The organism is Ruegeria lacuscaerulensis, assembly GCF_013033355.1.
Taxonomy (GTDB): Bacteria; Pseudomonadota; Alphaproteobacteria; order Rhodobacterales; family Rhodobacteraceae; genus Ruegeria; species Ruegeria lacuscaerulensis_A.
Map to the genome: position 1 here is coordinate 153,417 of NZ_WQDY01000002.1, position 15,320 is coordinate 168,736.

Below are 15,320 nucleotides of genomic sequence, written 5' to 3' on the forward strand. Positions count from 1 at the left end.
TCAATGAGGCTGACATGACACATTTTCAAGCTCATGGGAGGACCAACGGAAACGAGGGTCCAAATGGCACATTCAGCAACTCATACCCCGACGCGGTTCTCGCTATTCGGGCTGATCGCAAACTTCGCAACACGCGTCAATTCCATGCTGTTCCGCATGGCCGAAGCTCAGACACGGGTTCGGCAAGTCGAGTTCCTACAATCGCTCAGCGACGAGGAACTGCACAAACGCGGCCTGACCCGCGACCGGATCGTTCACAGGGTGTTTGCGGACTCGATCTGGCTCTGACCGCACGCGCTGCAGAGGGGGCCAAACTATGACCGCCCTGCTCTGCACTGCTCGTCGATACAGTGACCATACGCACGGTGATCCCGCGGATCACCTGTCGCTTACCTACGAGGACCGTTTTCTGCGTCGTAAAGTTCTGACCTGCGACAGCGGCGAACAAATCCTTATTGATTTGTCCCAGACCACATCACTGGACCATGGCGGCGCATTGGTTCTGGAAGACGGGCGCGAGGTTCTCATTCAGGCCGCGCCTGAAGCGCTGCTTGAGGTCACATCCGACGATCTCACCCGCATCGCGTGGCATATCGGCAACCGCCACACACCGTGTCAGGTAGAACCGGATCGCCTTCTGATACAGGTCGATCACGTCATCCGCGATATGCTGTTGAAACTGGGGGCAACTGTGCGCGAAATCCGCGGGCCTTTCACCCCCGAAGGTGGCGCCTATGGCCACGGCAGGACCCATGGCCACGCCCACTGACGCCGATATCCTGACGCTGACGCAATGGCTGTCGCCCACATACCCTGTGGGCGGCTTCGCCTATTCCCACGGCCTGGAATGGGCCATTGAAAGTGGCAGCGTTTCCTCGGCCGCCGAAACGGAGGAGTGGATAGCCGATGTGATCCAGCACGGCTCAGGGCGCGCCGATTGCATCTTTCTGGCCGCTGCCCACGCTGGGTCGGCGGATGCGACTGCTGAAATCGACAGGATGGCGCGCGCTTTTTGCCCCTCGTCCGAGCGTTTGATGGAAACGCGCCTTTTGGGGGAAGCGTTTAGCACTGTCACGGCAGAAGTATGGTCAGTTGACCTGCCATCCCTGACCTATCCCGTGGCTCTGGGCTATGCCGCAAAACTGAACGGCCTGCCTCTGCCGCTGACGGCACAGATGTATCTGCAAGCCTTCATGTCCAATCTGGTCGCATGCGCAATGCGTCTGGTTCCCTTGGGCCAAACCGAAGGCCAACGCCTGATCCGAGATCTGACCCCGTTGTGTCAGCACGTGGCAACGGACGCTCTGGATGCGACACTGGACGATCTGACGTCCACAGCTTTCCTGTCGGACATTGCGTCGATGAAACATGAAACCCAATATTCAAGGATGTTCCGAACATGACCAGCACGAACGGCCCTCTGCGCGTGGGCATTGGCGGCCCTGTCGGCGCAGGCAAAACCACGCTGACTGCAGCACTGTCTGAGGCACTGCGCGACCGGCTTTCAATCGGTGTAATTACCAACGACATCTACACCCGTGAAGACGCCGAGGCCCTGATGCGGATGCAGATTCTGCCCCAAGACCGGATCATCGGTGTCGAAACCGGCGGCTGCCCGCATACAGCAATCCGCGAGGACGCCTCGATCAACCTTGCGGCCGTGGCTGAAATGCAGGCCCGGCACCCCGATGTCGACGTTGTTCTGATCGAAAGCGGCGGCGACAACCTATCTGCCACCTTCAGTCCGGAATTGGCGGATGTGACGCTCTATGTGATTGACGTGGCTGCTGGCGAAGAAATCCCCAGAAAGGGTGGCCCCGCGATCACCAAATCCGACATCCTGATCATCAACAAAACCGACCTTGCGCCCCATGTCGGTGCATCGCTGGACGTCATGGACCGCGACGCGACGAGGATGCGCAACGGGCGGCCGTTTGTCTTTGCATCTCTGAAACATAGACAGAGCGTCGACAGGATTGTGGACCTGCTGGCGCAGATAGGTGGATTGAACCTGTCATCGAGCTCAGATGCCCAACAACCCGTGGTTCAGAATGCGTAACCTCTGATACTGCAAAACGCACGACAGGTGCGCGGTTTCAGAACCTATTGTTCTACCAGTCTTGCGGCGTCTGCCCCAAAAACGTCGGGCCGAAACGAATTCAGCCCGACGTTGGAGCATCAGCTGCCCTGATTGCGAAAGCTCTCTTCGAACTCTTGCGTTTGATTTTCTGCGCTGCCGCCGCTTGGACCTTCGCAGGCGGCCACAAAGAGTATGCTGGCAGTGATGAGGACGGCTCGGATCATTTTGGTGGCCTTTGCATTGAAGACGTGGACATAAAAAGTGTGAGTGCTTTTGCCTAACACAGCGCGGGACGACAGCGGGTCAAACCTGTGTGACCGCTCTGTGAGCACACACGATCCGGCGGAGCCTGAGGTGCTTAAGCTTTGAGTACTAATCCCCAAAGATGTGTGTGCACTGCTCATCAGCTAAGAAAAACAAAAGTGTTCTGGGAAACAGAGGCCAATATAAAAGTGAACAGGCTTTCGCCATCACGGCTTTGTTGACGCTTATTAGCAAAATCGTGATTGCCGCTGGAACAAAGACTCGGAACTCCCAATCTAGGTTGCATCCTTATTCTTCGACTTAGAAGTCCGCTTGATCCTGGCGAATTTTGGTCGATCCCAACAGACGAGCCAAGCCATGTCGCAATTATCAACGTCCCTCCTCAACGTTTTGGAAATCCTGTCCTTGGTTTTTGTCTTTGCTGTCGGACTTGCGGTTCTATGGGTTGTCGTCGCCTACTTTCGGGACAAGACACAAACGGAAAGTACACTGCGACGGAACTATCCGGTTGTGGCCCGGTTCAGGTATTTCTTCGAACATATGGGGGAATTCTTCCGTCAGTATTTCTTTGCCCAGGACCGCGAGGAAATGCCATTCAACCGGGCGGAACGATCTTGGGTTTACCGGGCTGCGAAGAACGTGGACTCCACCGTCGCATTTGGCTCGACACGGGATCTACGCCCCACGGGTACCGTATATTTCGCCAACTGCCCCTTCCCGACACTGGAACAGGATGCGCAAGGACCATCGGATGTTACAGTTGGCCCCTTTGCACGCCACCCCTATACGACGGATTCAATGTTCAACATTTCCGGCATGAGCTATGGCGCGATCTCGATCCCAGCCGTGCGGGCGCTGTCCCAAGGGGCGAAGAAAGCGGGCATGTGGATCAATACCGGCGAGGGCGGTCTATCGCCTTATCATCTGGAAAGCGGTGCGGATGTCGTGTTCCAGATCGGCACCGGTAAATTCGGGGTGCGCAAACCCGAGGGTGGGTTTGACGAGGACAAGTTGCGCACTGTCGCGGCCCATGATGCGGTGAAGATGTTTGAAATCAAGCTGAGCCAAGGCGCCAAACCCGGCAAAGGCGGCATCCTTCCCGGCGCCAAAGTGACCGAGGACATCGCCGAAATCCGCGGGTTGCAAGTAGGTCAGGACGCGATCAGCCCGAACCGCCACCCAGAAATCGACAGCGTGGGCGATCTGCTGGATATGATCGCTTATGTGCGCGACATCACCGGCAAGCCGGTCGGCTTTAAAGCGGTTATAGGGTCGTATGGGTTCTTTGGCGATCTGTGCGCAGAGATTCTGAAACGTGGGCCAGAAAGCGCGCCGGATTTTGTGACCATCGACAGCTCGGATGGCGGTACCGGTGCGGCCCCGATGAGCCTGATTGACAACATGGGGATGCCACTGCGCGAAAGCCTGCCTCTGAGTGTAGATATGCTGAAGAAATACGGGCTTCGCGACAGGGTCAAGGTTTGCGCCAGCGGAAAGATGATCAACCCGTCCGAGGTGGCATGGGCCTTTTGCGCGGGTGCGGATTTTGTGAATTCAGCGCGTGGGTTCATGTTTGCACTGGGCTGCATTCAAGCGTTGCAGTGCAACAAGAATACCTGCCCGACCGGAATCACTACGCATAATACCAAGCTGCAGTTCGGCCTTGATCCAACCAGTAAATCGGAACGTGTGGCAAGCTATGCCCGGAACATGAAGAAAGAGGTTGGCATAATCGCCCACAGCTGCGGTGTGGCCGAACCGCGCCAGCTGAAACGACACCATGCGCGTATCGTGTTGGACAATGGCCGATCCGTTTCGATGCACGAGCTGTATCCCGAACCTGCGCAATTGCAAGCAGCTGAATAACATCGCACCATTCATCTCAGTTCAATTGTGACCTTTGCCACCGCCGGATTCGTGCGCGGATCCGGTGCGCTATCAGGAGACATCATGTCCGATCATTCGCAAAACGCACCGTCTGTCACAAAAGCCTCTGATCTGCTCGTCGCAGCGCTTGAGGCCGAAGGGGTCGAGTATATCTTTGCCGTACCGGGTGAGGAGAACCTGGATGTGCTGGAATCCTTGCGGACCTCAAGGATCGAGCTGGTCCTGACCCGCCATGAACAGGGCGCGGCATTTATGGCGGCGACCTACGGGCGCTTGACCGGCAAGGCGGGTGTTTGCATGGCAACACTGGGGCCAGGGGCCACCAACTTTGCGACTCCTGCCGCTTATGCGCATCTGGGCGGCATGCCTCTGATCATGATCACAGGCCAAAAGCCCATCAAGAAGTCGAAACAGGGCCAATTTCAGATCATTGATGTGGTCGGTCTGTTCGACCCGATCTGCAAGATGTCCAAGCAGATCGTTCATGGCAACACCATCCCATCCCTGATCCGCGAGGCGTTCCGCGTCGCACAAGAGGAACGCCCCGGCGCGGTCCTGCTTGAATTGCCAGAAGATATCGCTGCTGAAGACACAACGGAACATGTGCTCGAGCCGCATCCGCGCCACTACGCTGTCGCGGGCGACACGGTCCTGAACGAAGCCGCTGAAATGATCCGGTCGGCGAAAATGCCTCTGTTGTTGCTGGGCGCCGGAGCCAACCGCAAGCACGCTCGCAGCGCGCTAAGCAAATTTGTCGAAGACACGCAGATCCCCTTCTTCAACACGCAGATGGGCAAGGGCGTGGTGGATGAACGATCCGACCTGTTTCTTGGGACGGCTGCGCTGTCGGATGGCGATTACCTGCATTGCGCCATCGAACGGGCCGATCTGATCATCAATGTGGGCCATGACGTAGTCGAAAAACCGCCCTTCTTCATGGAGGAAGGCGGCACCAAGGTGATCCATGTGAATTACAAGGCCGCGCAGGTCGATCAGGTCTATTTCCCGCAGGTCGAAGTCGTTGGTGATTTGGCACAATCCATCGCGCGGCTGGGTGATAAACTGGGCGGCCCGCTAGATTTCGACCGAAGCTATTTCCAGCGCGTCAAGCAAGAGACCGACCAGCACACATCTGAAGGTGCCGATGACCCACGTTTCCCCGTAATCCCACAGCGTTTTGTAGCCGATACCCGCAAAGTGATGGACGATTGCGATATCATTGCGCTGGACAACGGCATCTATAAAATCTGGTACGCGCGAAACTATCTTGCCTATCAGCCCAATACCGTCCTGCTGGACAATGCCCTGGCCACCATGGGGGCCGGGTTGCCTTCGGCCATGATGGCGGCCAAGCTTTACCCCGACCGCAGAGTCATGGCGATCTGTGGCGACGGCGGGTTCATGATGAACAGTCAAGAAATCGAGACCGCGGTTCGACTTGGCCTCAATCTGGTAGTGACCGTTTTGAATGACAGCTCATACGGGATGATCCGGTGGAAGCAGTCACATGCGGGGTTCGACGACTGGGGGCTGGAATTCAACAACCCCGATTTCGTGCAATACGCGAACAGTTACGGCGCGACCGGCCATCGGATCGCACGTACCGAAGATCTGGTCCCAACCTTCGAAAAGGCGTTCCAGGCGGGCGGCGTTCACCTGATTGACCTGCCGGTGGACTACAGCGAAAACCAGCGTGTGCTGATTGATGAACTGTCTGCAAAGGTGTGCCTGATATGAGCGACACTCTGGACGTTCTCAACCCTTTTGATCTTGAGAAGATCGGTAGTGTTGCGATTAACACGTGGGATGATGTGGATTCCATGTTGGACGTGGCCCATGGTTTACACCGGTCGCGCGACGCGTGGTTGCCAGCGTTTCAGCGGATCGAGATCCTGAAAAACACAGCCCGTATCATGTCCGAAAGGGCCGACGAACTGGCGATGCTGATCGCCAGTGAAGGTGGCAAGCCTTTGGTCGACGCGCGCATTGAAGTGACCCGCGCAATCGACGGGGTCGAGCTGTGCGTCCACGAGATTGGCCATATGGCTGGCAAAGAAATCCCGATGGACCTGACAGCGGCGGGCTCGGGTCGGGTCGCCTTTACACAGCGCGAACCGATAGGCGTGGTTGTCGCAGCCAGCGCGTTCAACCATCCGCTCAACCTGATCGTTCACCAAGTCGCTCCCGCAGTGGCTACAGGCTGCCCGGTGATCGTCAAACCCGCTTTGGATACACCACTGTCCTGCAAGGCATTTGTCGACATTCTGCATGAGGCCGGTTTACCTGAGAATTGGTGCCACCTCGCGATTTGCCACAACGACGTGGCCGAGCAGACGATCACCGATACGCGCGTTGGGTTCTTTTCCTTCATCGGCTCGGCCAAGGTGGGTTGGATGCTACGGTCCAAGCTGGCCCCCGGAGTGCGATGTGCGCTGGAACATGGCGGGGCCGCACCCGTGATCGTGGATGAAAGCGCCGATATTGAGGGAATGATCCCACTCGTGACCAAAGGCGGGTTCTATCATTCGGGGCAGGTCTGCGTCTCGGTCCAGCGCCTTTTCGCGCCCACGGGCATCGCAGAGGACATAGCACAAAAGCTGGCCAAATCGGCGTCCGCACTTAAGGTTGGTGATGCGCGTCAGGAAGATACCGAATGCGGCCCCCTGATCCGTCCCGGCGAAGTTGATCGCGTTGCCGAATGGGTGGACGAGGCCGTTGAGGGTGGCGCAACCTTGCTGACCGGCGGACGAAAGCTGGGTCCGACGACATATGCGCCCACCGTCCTGCTGAACCCACCCGCCAACGCTCGGGTTTCAACATCCGAAGTCTTTGGACCAGTGGTCTGCGTCTATAGCTACGACAGGATCGAGGATGCGTTCGCCGCCGCCAACAGCCTGCCTTTCGCGTTTCAGGCGGCTGTCTTCACCAAAGCTCTGGACACGGCCATGCAGGCCATCAGACATCTGGATGCAACCGCCGTTATGGTGAACGATCACTCGGCATTCCGGGTCGATTGGATGCCCTTCGCGGGACGGAGGCAATCGGGATACAACACAGGCGGCATCGGCTATACGATGCATGACATGACTCAGGACAAGATGGCTGTAATCAAACTTTGAGGACATTGACTAGCGTGAGCAGCTGCCCGTTGTTTTGCCTGATGCGTCAGGAAAGATCAGGCCGCAACTTTTCTGTCTGATGCAGCCGAAAGTGCCTTTTGTGTCGATGATACCTGTTTCTGCTAACCTTGGGGTCGACCAAGTTTTCGCATTCAGGCCCAGTTTTCTTTGCTCTTGCTGCAGCGATGCTGTTGCAACCGATTGCAACCGCGATGCAATATTGCGTAGTATTTCCTCATGACCGCACCAATTTCTTCCATAAAACCGACTAGGCCTACATCATGAGTGTCACACTGAAAGATGTCGCGGCGCTGGCCGGAGTTTCGCGGTCTGCTGTGTCGCGCACCTTTACCGAAGGCGCCTCGGTTTCAGCCAAGACCCGCAGCAAAGTCGAAAAGGCCGCTGCCGAACTAGGCTACAGCCCAAATGCTTTGGCGTCGTCACTGACCACGGGGCGGACCAAACTGATCGGCCTGATCTCGAACAACTTTCACAACCCCATATTCCTTGAGGTGTTTGATCTGTTCACCCGCACCCTTCAGGAACGCGGCCTGCGGCCCCTGATCGTCAACCTGACGGACGAAGTTCAGCCCGCAAACTCCGTCAGGATGTTGCGGCAATACTCGGTCGATGCGGCCATCGTGGCTTCTTCGACGTTGCCGCCAAGTTTTGCCAAGGCGTTCCACGATGCAGGCGTTCCCGTGGTGCATACATTCGGGCGTTCTGCCACGTCGCCCGAGGTTCACGTGGTGGGGATCGACAACGTGGAATGCGGGCGCATGGCTGCACGAGAGTTGCTTGCAAGAGGGTACAGACGTATCGGTTATCTGGGCGGTCCCAAAGACGCGACCTCTGCCATGGACCGCTATCGCGGCTTCATGGAAGAGGTCGAAAAACACCCCGACCTGAACGTTTCGCATTCCTTCGCGGGGGCCTATTCGTTCGAGGCAGGTCGCGCCGAAATGCTGCGTCTGTTGGCGGATACCCCTGCCGAGGGGTATTTTTGTGGCGACGATATTTTGTCAATCGGCGCATTGTCAGCCTTGAGCGATCACGGGATAAAGCCGGGTCATGATATCGGAATCATCGGCCTGAACGACATGGAGATGTCGCGTTGGGAAAGCGTTGACCTCACGACAATTCACCAACCGATCAAGCAGATCATCACGGCGTCGGTCGATCTTGTGGAAGAGATGTTGAAAGACCCCGACCGCTACCCCGAGGCCCGCATCTTTCCCTGTCGGGTGATTGAGCGGGGCACATTGCGCCCCCGCCCCTAATCAGCGAAACATCGGTGGGCGCGCGTCGGTCCAGGCACCATCATTTTTGGACGACGCCACCGCTGCGTGAACGGCTGCGATGGATCGGACGCCGTCGGCAGGGGTTGGCAGCCCGTCTCGGGTCTCTCCTTGGATGGCATCGGCCAGATCGCAGTAGATATTGGCCACCGCCAGCGGGAACCCTTCGGGGTGGGCAATCGCTACGCGCGACAGGCGCTGCGCGTCAACGTGCAAACCCCCTTCGCCTTTTTCGATGATCTGAGTGCGCCCTCCCACCGGGGTATAGACAAGCTGGTTGGGCTGCTCGGATGCCCAGCGCAAACCACCGGTTTCGCCAAAGACCTGAATGTCGAATCCGTGCTGCCGACCAATCGCCACCGAGGATGTCCACAACCGCCCCACTGCGCCACCTTCGGTACGGAAGTTGATCATGGCGTCATCCTCAAGCTCGCGACTGGGGATGGTCGAGGCCATATCCGCCGACAGGGTCTTAACCTCGTCATCGCTGATGAAGCTCGCCATATGCAGCGCATGGATACCGCAATCGGCGAATTGACCAGAGACGCCTGCCATTGCTGGGTCATAGCGCCACCGCACGCGGGGATTGTCGGCGTCAGTTGCATCGCCGTGGTGGCCGTGGCTGAAATTCGTCACCACCAGACGCACCTTGCCGATATCGCCCGCCCGCACCATCGCACGGGCCTGCCGCACCATCGGATAGGCGGAATAGCAATAGTTCACCGCGCAGATCTTGCCCGAGGCTTCGGCCACACGCACGATCTCTTCGCCCTCTTCCACGGTCATGGTCATCGGCTTCTCGCATAGCACGTGGAAACCGGCCTCGAGAAAGGCTTTGGCGATCTCGAAATGGGTCGCGTTCGGGGTGGCAATCGTCACTAGATCAATGCGGTCGGGGCGGTCTTTTTCACCAGCCAACATTTCTTGCCAGTCGCCATAGGCACGGTCCTGCGCCACGCCCAGACGCTGCGCATATTCTCGCCCGACTTCTGGGCGATGGTCCAACGCGCCCGCGGTGAATTCAAACATCCCATCGGCCAGCGCGCCCAACCGGTGCGCGGGCCCGATCTGACTGCCCTCACCCCCACCAATCATGCCCCATTTCAGCTTTGCCATGATCTTAGTCTCTCTGTTATCTTGTCGTTTGTTCGATCAGAAATCACTGACGTCCTGCCATTGCCGCTGGTCCGAGGACGCAAGCACCGCCGCCAGAACGCGGTTCACCTCATGCCCGTCGCGGAAGGTCGGCCAGATGTTTTGGCCTGTATGGATGGCCTGCAGGAAATCCTTCACTTCGATGATGATTTGGTCCTGATACCCGGTGCCATGGCCCGGTCCCTGACAGAAGGGCTCATAGTCCGGGTGCGCCGGACCGGTCAGGATCTTGGTGAAGCCCCGCGACGCCTCAGGCCCTTCTCGGCGGTACAGCCACAGGGCATTCTGATCCTCCTGATCAAAGCGGATCGCGCCTTTGGTGCCAGAGATCTCATAGGCGTACCCCATCTTCCGTCCCGTCGCGACGCGGCTGAAATAGAGGTTCCCCATGACGCCATTTTCGAACCGGCACATCATCTGGGCGTGGTCGTCATTCGTGACCTCTCCGCCCGGTCGATGGCGGTGGACGGTCTCCACATCTGCCATCACCTGTGCGATAGGCCCGATCAGTGCCATCGCACCATTGACCATGTGTGGGGCCAGATCACCGATAGTGCCGTTTGCCATGCCCGTCGTGCGCCAGGTCGCTGGGGCCTGAGGGTCAGCGTAGAAATCCTCGGTATGTTCCCCCCGAAACCAGGTGACGTCGCCAATCTCGCCACTGGCAATCAACTGTCTTGCATATTGACTGGCGGGGGTCCGGATATAGTTGAACCCAACCATATTAATTGCACCGGCCGCTTCAGCGGCCGCCACCATCGCGCGGCTGTCCTCCAGTGACGCGCCCAGAGGCTTTTCGCATAGCACCGGCTTGCCCAGCGCAACGGCAGCCTCAGCTATCTGGCGATGCGTAGACTGCGGAGAGGCGATCACGATTGCCTCGACCTTTGGGTCGGCGACCAGGGCGCGCCAGTCGCTGGTCGCCTGCGCGAACCCATAGGCTGCGCGATACCGCTCTGCGCTCTGCGACGTCGACGCGCAGATCACCTCGAGCCGGGGTCGCAATGCTGTGTTGAACACCGCCCCCACCGCGGCCATTGCGACCGAATGAGCCTTGCCCATATAGCCGCCGCCGACGATTCCAATTCCGATTTCTGGCACTTGCAACCGCTCCGAACAATGTATTTGCAACCGGTTGCAAAATGAGTATCGTGTGAATCGATTCAACGCAAGGACCAACCATCCCTGCCCGCCCTATTTCGCCGGAGGACACGACGTGAGCACCCTGATGGATGGGATCAAAGGAAACCGATTTGCTGTTTTCGGGCGCGCGGGCATTGACCTGTTTGCAGATCCTGTCGGTGTCAAAAGCGAAGATGCCGGCACCTTTGGAGCCGACTTGGGGGGATCTTCAGCCAATATCTGCGCCGGGCTGGTAAAACTTGGCAGTCAGGCATCTTTGGTCACGTCGATTTCGGATGACGCGGTAGGGCGGTTCTGCATGAACAGGCTGACCCATTACGGAGTGGACACGTCTTACGTCCGCGTTCTGGGGGGTGAATATCGCACCTCTCTGGCGCTGTATGAAAGCCGGACCGAGGATTTCCAGAACGTCATTTACCGGAACGGAGCGGTCGACTTTCAGGTCACCGAAGAAGACGTCGACCGAGTAGACTACACTTCATTCACAGCCGTACTGTCAGCCGGAACTGTCTTTGCGGCTGAACCCTCGCGCAGCGCCACATTCCGCGCCCTTCAAAACGCCCGCTCGGCCGGATTGCCGGTGATTTTCGACATCGACTACCGTCCTTACAGCTGGCCGTCTGCGGAAGTGGCGGCAGATGTTTTGTCGCGCGCGGGCGCGGCCAGCGATCTGATTGTCGGAAACGATGAAGAATTCGGCTTCATGGCTGGCGGTATAGAAAAGGGCTTTGCCAAAGCGCAAGAACTGGCTGGGAAACCGGGGCGCGTCGTCATCTACAAAATGGGTGAAAAAGGCGCAGTAACACTGGCCAACGGACAAGAAATCGAAACCGGCATCTACCCCGTCGACGCGATCAAACCTGTGGGCGCTGGCGACAGCTTTATGGCGGGTCTGCTGGCCTCGATCGCGGCGGGGTATCCGCTGAAAGACGCGGTGATGCGCGGGTCGGCCTGTGCGTCCATTGTCGTGTCTAAACCCGGATGCTCTCCAGCCATGCCAACGACGTCTGAGCTGGATGCGTTTCTGGCGTCCCATCCCGGTCCAACGACCTAGGAGGTCTCATGCATATTGCCCCATTCGACAACCAGAACAAACCCATTGTGGATACTGATGACCCGACAGTGCCGTTGAACTATTTCAACATCGTCAAATTGAAAAAGGGCGAGGCGTTCGAATATCAGGTACCCGGATATGAAACCTGCATTGTTCCGGCAACCGGCAGCGTCGATGTCGACGTGGAAAGCGTCCCCTTCCCTGCTTTGGGAAACCGGGGTGAAGACGTCTGGGATGGCGAACCCGAAGGGGCCTATGTTCCCGTGGGTGCCAAAGCGCAAATGGTCTGCGTGTCTGAATCCGCCGAGGTCTTTGTAGCTGGTGCGAAATACGACAAGGTGCTGGATCCGTTCGACGTGCGTGAACATGACCTTGTGCAATATGGCAGCGATGACACCAAGACCCATCGCAAGATCAAACATATTCTGGGTCAAAAGCAGCACGACAAAGTGGGCCGGCTGCTGGTGAGTGAGTTGTTCACCGTCGGTCAAGGCGGCTGGTCAGGGTTCCCCAGCCACAAGCACGACACCAACCGCCTGCCCGATGAGACGCGGCATGATGAGACCTATAATTTCCGCTTCAAACCCAACTGGGGCTCGGGTCTGCAGATGTTACAGCGCGAAGATAACGCCCCTGGCGATGCTTATCACATCGTCGATGGCTCGACTATTTGTATAGACACCGGGTATCACCCCTGCTGCGTCTTGCCAGGGTACGAGATGTATTACTTCACCATCCTCGGTGGCCTGACCCAACGGTCTCTGGTGCAGTACTTCCAACCCACCCATGCCTATCAGATCGAAACGATTCCGGGCATCAAAGACATGATCGCCAAGTTCAAATGACCCTTGTTACGCTGAAAGATGTGCTGCAACCGGCCTACGCGCAGGGCTATGCTGTTGGCGGGCTGGTAGCGCTGGGCTGGGAGGACATGCGCGCCTATGTGGCCGCAGCCGAAGGCGAAAATGTGCCCGTCATCCTGCAAGCCGGACCAAGCTGTCGCGAGCATACGCCCTTACCCATTCTGGGAAAAATGTTCCGGCACCTGGCTGAAAACGCCTCGGTCCCTGTCGTGGCGCATCTGGATCACGGCTATACGTATGAGGAGTGCAAGATCGCGCTGGACAGCGGCTTTACCTCGTTGATGTTCGACGGCTCGCGCAAGCCTCTGCAGCAGAATATTGACGAGACCGCCGCCATCGCCGAAATGGCCCATAAGGCAGGAATCTCCTGCGAAGGTGAGATCGGGTTTGTCGGTTATTCCGGCGGGGAAGGATCGAACGGCACAGACCCCGCCGAGGCGGCGCAATTCGCCCGGCAAAGCGGTGTCGATGCGATGGCGATCTCGGTCGGCAATGTACATTTGCAACAAGACAAAGAAGGCGGATTGGACGAGGCCCGCATTGCCGAGATCGACGCATTGACCGAGGTCCCCTTGGTGATCCATGGCGGCTCGGGCGTGCCGGTGGAACAGCGCGCGCGGCTGTCGCGCGACACGTCGATCTGCAAGTTCAACATCGGCACCGAACTGCGGATGGCCTTTGGGAATGCCCTACGCGCAGCAGTCAACAGCGACCCAAACCGATTTGATCGCGTGACTATCCTGAAAGAAACGCAAGACCCGGTCGAGGCCGCCGCCCGCGCCGTGATCCGCGCTTTTGGGGCACCACCGCAGAAGTAAGACACACTCGGTCAACCGGTCGCGGCCCCCACAAGCCTGATGCCGCGAAAGAGCAGGGTCAGATCGAGCCACCCTCGACCATGAAATTCCCCGCGCTGCACATGGCGGCGTCGTCTGAGGCCAGAAAAACCGCCATCCGCGCCACATAGACCGGGTCAATCGGGTCCGGCAAACACTGGCGGTCGACCTGTTTGGCCAGCGCCTCGGGCGTGACCCACAGGTCCTTTTGGCGCTCGGTCATGATCCAGCCGGGAACTACGGTATTGACGCGTATGCGGTGATCGCCCAATTCGCGCGCCATTGTGCGGGTTAGGCCGTGCACGGCGGATTTCGCCGTGGCATAGGCCGGGAACCCTGCGCCACATTCCCACCAGGAATTCGAACCCAGATTGATGATCGAGCCGCCGCCCGCCGCAATCATACCGGGCGCAACAGCCTGAATGGCAAAGAACATGTGGCGGATATTCGTCGCCATACGTTCATCCCAATAGTCCGGTGTGACTTCGCGCCAGTCGTGGCGATCATCATGGGCCGCATTGTTGACCAGAACATGCGCCGGGCCCAGTTCCTCGGACAGTTGCTCCAGTGCGTCGCGCAGCGCGTCGATGTCGCGCAGATCGCACTGCGCGAATGCGTGCTCGCCTTCCAGCTCGGCCAGCAGTGCGTGCCCGGCATCAGCGTTGATATCCAGAAACCCGACTTTCGCGCCTTGCTGGGCAAACGCTCGGACGGTCCGCGCTCCGATACCACCGGCGCCGCCGGTAATTACGACGGTTTTGCCTTTCAAACTGGGGTAGTTCGCAAAATCTTGGGTCAACTATCTCGCTCCATGATCCATTCGACCTCGGGGGCCGGAACAAACCGCCACTTGCGCAGAGGGCCTGCCATGACGTTCAGATAGTACATCTCAAACCCATAGGGCGCGCCGCAAGGGTGATGGCCCCGCGGCACGGTCACAACATCGCCATCGGATACAGCCATCGTCTCGTCCAACTGGCCGTCATCGGTATAGACGCGCTGAATGCCGAACCCGTTGGCGGGGTTCAGGCGGTGGTAATAGGTCTCTTCCAAATAGGTGATGCGGGGAAAATCATCCTCGTCATGGCGATGGCTTGGGAAAGAGGACCAGTTGCCATTGGGTGTAAAGACCTCGGTTACCAGAAGACTGTCGGCGTAGTCTTCGCCCTCCATCGCGATGTTGTTAATGTAGCGCGTGTTGGTACCCTTGCCCCGTTCGGTCAGAGTAATGCCGTCCGGCCCGATACGACGCGCTTGATGTCCGCCTTTGCCAGGGGCGGAACACACGGCCAGAACGCAATCAGTTTCCGCCACCGCCTGCCAGTCGGTCCCGTTGGGTAGGTACAGGCAATGCGGCGGCGTCCTTTCGAACACGTCCATCCGGTCGCCCAGCACGCCCCAATCCTGCCCCGCCCCGGTGATCTGTGCCTTGCCTTCGACCATGACCAGGATGACCTCGCGGTCGCCAGTCACCTCGGCAGCTGTGTCGCCCGCGCGCAGATGGTACAGGCCAAACCCGACATAGCGCCAACCGGCACTGGCCGGGGTGATATCGTGCACCTTACCGCGCGTGCCGAAGGGTTTTTTCAGAAGGTCTGCCATCTCGTGTTCTCCGTGTTGG

Annotated in this window: 15 protein-coding genes; 11 read left to right on the forward strand and 4 right to left on the reverse strand. The window is 58.3% G+C overall.

The genetic code is table 11. The features are described from left to right. The first annotated feature begins 63 nt into the window (after positions 1-63). The 8 genes from GOW48_RS04145 to GOW48_RS04180 all read left to right on the forward strand — a co-directional run bounded on the left by GOW48_RS04145 (position 64) and on the right by GOW48_RS04180 (position 8,630). Positions 64-288, forward strand: coding sequence for a DUF1127 domain-containing protein (locus GOW48_RS04145; RefSeq protein ID WP_170751626.1), 225 nt, complete (start codon positions 64-66; stop codon positions 286-288). Positions 289-316: 28 nt separating this feature from the next. Next, positions 317-769: an urease accessory protein UreE gene (locus GOW48_RS04150; RefSeq protein WP_170751628.1), complete on the forward strand. Its 453-nt coding sequence runs from the start codon at positions 317-319 to the stop codon at positions 767-769. After that, on the forward strand, positions 735-1,403 hold the full coding sequence (locus GOW48_RS04155) for an urease accessory protein UreF (RefSeq protein WP_234899363.1): 669 nt from the start codon (positions 735-737) through the stop codon (positions 1,401-1,403). Before GOW48_RS04150 ends, GOW48_RS04155 begins: the two co-directional genes overlap by 35 nt. Further along, positions 1,400-2,059, forward strand: a complete 660-nt coding sequence (ureG, locus tag GOW48_RS04160; protein WP_170751630.1) for an urease accessory protein UreG — start codon at positions 1,400-1,402, stop codon at positions 2,057-2,059. The genes GOW48_RS04155 and ureG overlap by 4 nt, the downstream gene beginning before the upstream one ends. 642 nt (positions 2,060-2,701) lie before the next feature. Continuing rightward, positions 2,702-4,210, forward strand: a complete 1,509-nt coding sequence (locus GOW48_RS04165; RefSeq protein WP_170751632.1) for an FMN-binding glutamate synthase family protein — start codon at positions 2,702-2,704, stop codon at positions 4,208-4,210. Between the two features lie 84 nt (positions 4,211-4,294). Next, positions 4,295-5,968 carry an acetolactate synthase large subunit gene (locus GOW48_RS04170; protein WP_170751634.1) on the forward strand — a complete coding sequence of 558 codons (1,674 nt, stop codon included), beginning with the start codon at positions 4,295-4,297 and terminating at the stop codon, positions 5,966-5,968. After that, positions 5,965-7,350 (forward strand): aldehyde dehydrogenase family protein, encoded by a 1,386-nt coding sequence (locus GOW48_RS04175; protein WP_170751636.1) that lies wholly within the window; start codon positions 5,965-5,967, stop codon positions 7,348-7,350. Before GOW48_RS04170 ends, GOW48_RS04175 begins: the two co-directional genes overlap by 4 nt. A gap of 281 nt (positions 7,351-7,631) precedes the next feature. Continuing rightward, the gene (locus GOW48_RS04180) at positions 7,632-8,630 is read left to right on the forward strand and encodes a LacI family DNA-binding transcriptional regulator (RefSeq protein WP_170751638.1); all 999 of its coding nucleotides are present in this window, start codon (positions 7,632-7,634) and stop codon (positions 8,628-8,630) included. Here the strand turns inward: GOW48_RS04180 and GOW48_RS04185 are convergent, their stop codons facing one another. Both GOW48_RS04185 and GOW48_RS04190 read right to left on the reverse strand, forming a co-directional pair. Next, positions 8,631-9,764, reverse strand: a complete 1,134-nt coding sequence (locus tag GOW48_RS04185) for a Gfo/Idh/MocA family protein (RefSeq protein WP_170751639.1) — start codon at positions 9,762-9,764, stop codon at positions 8,631-8,633. Between the two features lie 36 nt (positions 9,765-9,800). Then, positions 9,801-10,904 (reverse strand): Gfo/Idh/MocA family protein, encoded by a 1,104-nt coding sequence (locus tag GOW48_RS04190; protein ID WP_170751641.1) that lies wholly within the window; start codon positions 10,902-10,904, stop codon positions 9,801-9,803. Between the two features lie 127 nt (positions 10,905-11,031). Here GOW48_RS04190 and iolC point away from each other — a divergent pair, with 127 nt between their 5' ends. The 3 genes from iolC to GOW48_RS04205 are packed head-to-tail and all read left to right on the forward strand — an operon-like array spanning position 11,032 to position 13,681. Then, a complete protein-coding gene (iolC, locus tag GOW48_RS04195; RefSeq protein ID WP_170752225.1) occupies positions 11,032-12,000 on the forward strand; it encodes a 5-dehydro-2-deoxygluconokinase in 969 nt (322 codons plus the stop codon). A gap of 8 nt (positions 12,001-12,008) precedes the next feature. Beyond that, a complete protein-coding gene (locus GOW48_RS04200) occupies positions 12,009-12,845 on the forward strand; it encodes a 5-deoxy-glucuronate isomerase (RefSeq protein WP_170751644.1) in 837 nt (278 codons plus the stop codon). Beyond that, positions 12,842-13,681, forward strand: coding sequence for a class II fructose-bisphosphate aldolase (locus GOW48_RS04205; RefSeq protein WP_170751646.1), 840 nt, complete (start codon positions 12,842-12,844; stop codon positions 13,679-13,681). The genes GOW48_RS04200 and GOW48_RS04205 overlap by 4 nt, the downstream gene beginning before the upstream one ends. 58 nt (positions 13,682-13,739) lie before the next feature. Here the strand turns inward: GOW48_RS04205 and GOW48_RS04210 are convergent, their stop codons facing one another. Continuing rightward, positions 13,740-14,498, reverse strand: a complete 759-nt coding sequence (locus GOW48_RS04210) for an SDR family NAD(P)-dependent oxidoreductase (protein ID WP_170751649.1) — start codon at positions 14,496-14,498, stop codon at positions 13,740-13,742. Next, complete coding sequence (gene iolB / locus GOW48_RS04215; RefSeq protein WP_170751651.1) at positions 14,495-15,301, reverse strand: 5-deoxy-glucuronate isomerase; 807 nt, start codon at positions 15,299-15,301, stop codon at positions 14,495-14,497. The genes GOW48_RS04210 and iolB overlap by 4 nt, the downstream gene beginning before the upstream one ends. Between the last annotated feature and the right edge of the window lie 19 nt (positions 15,302-15,320).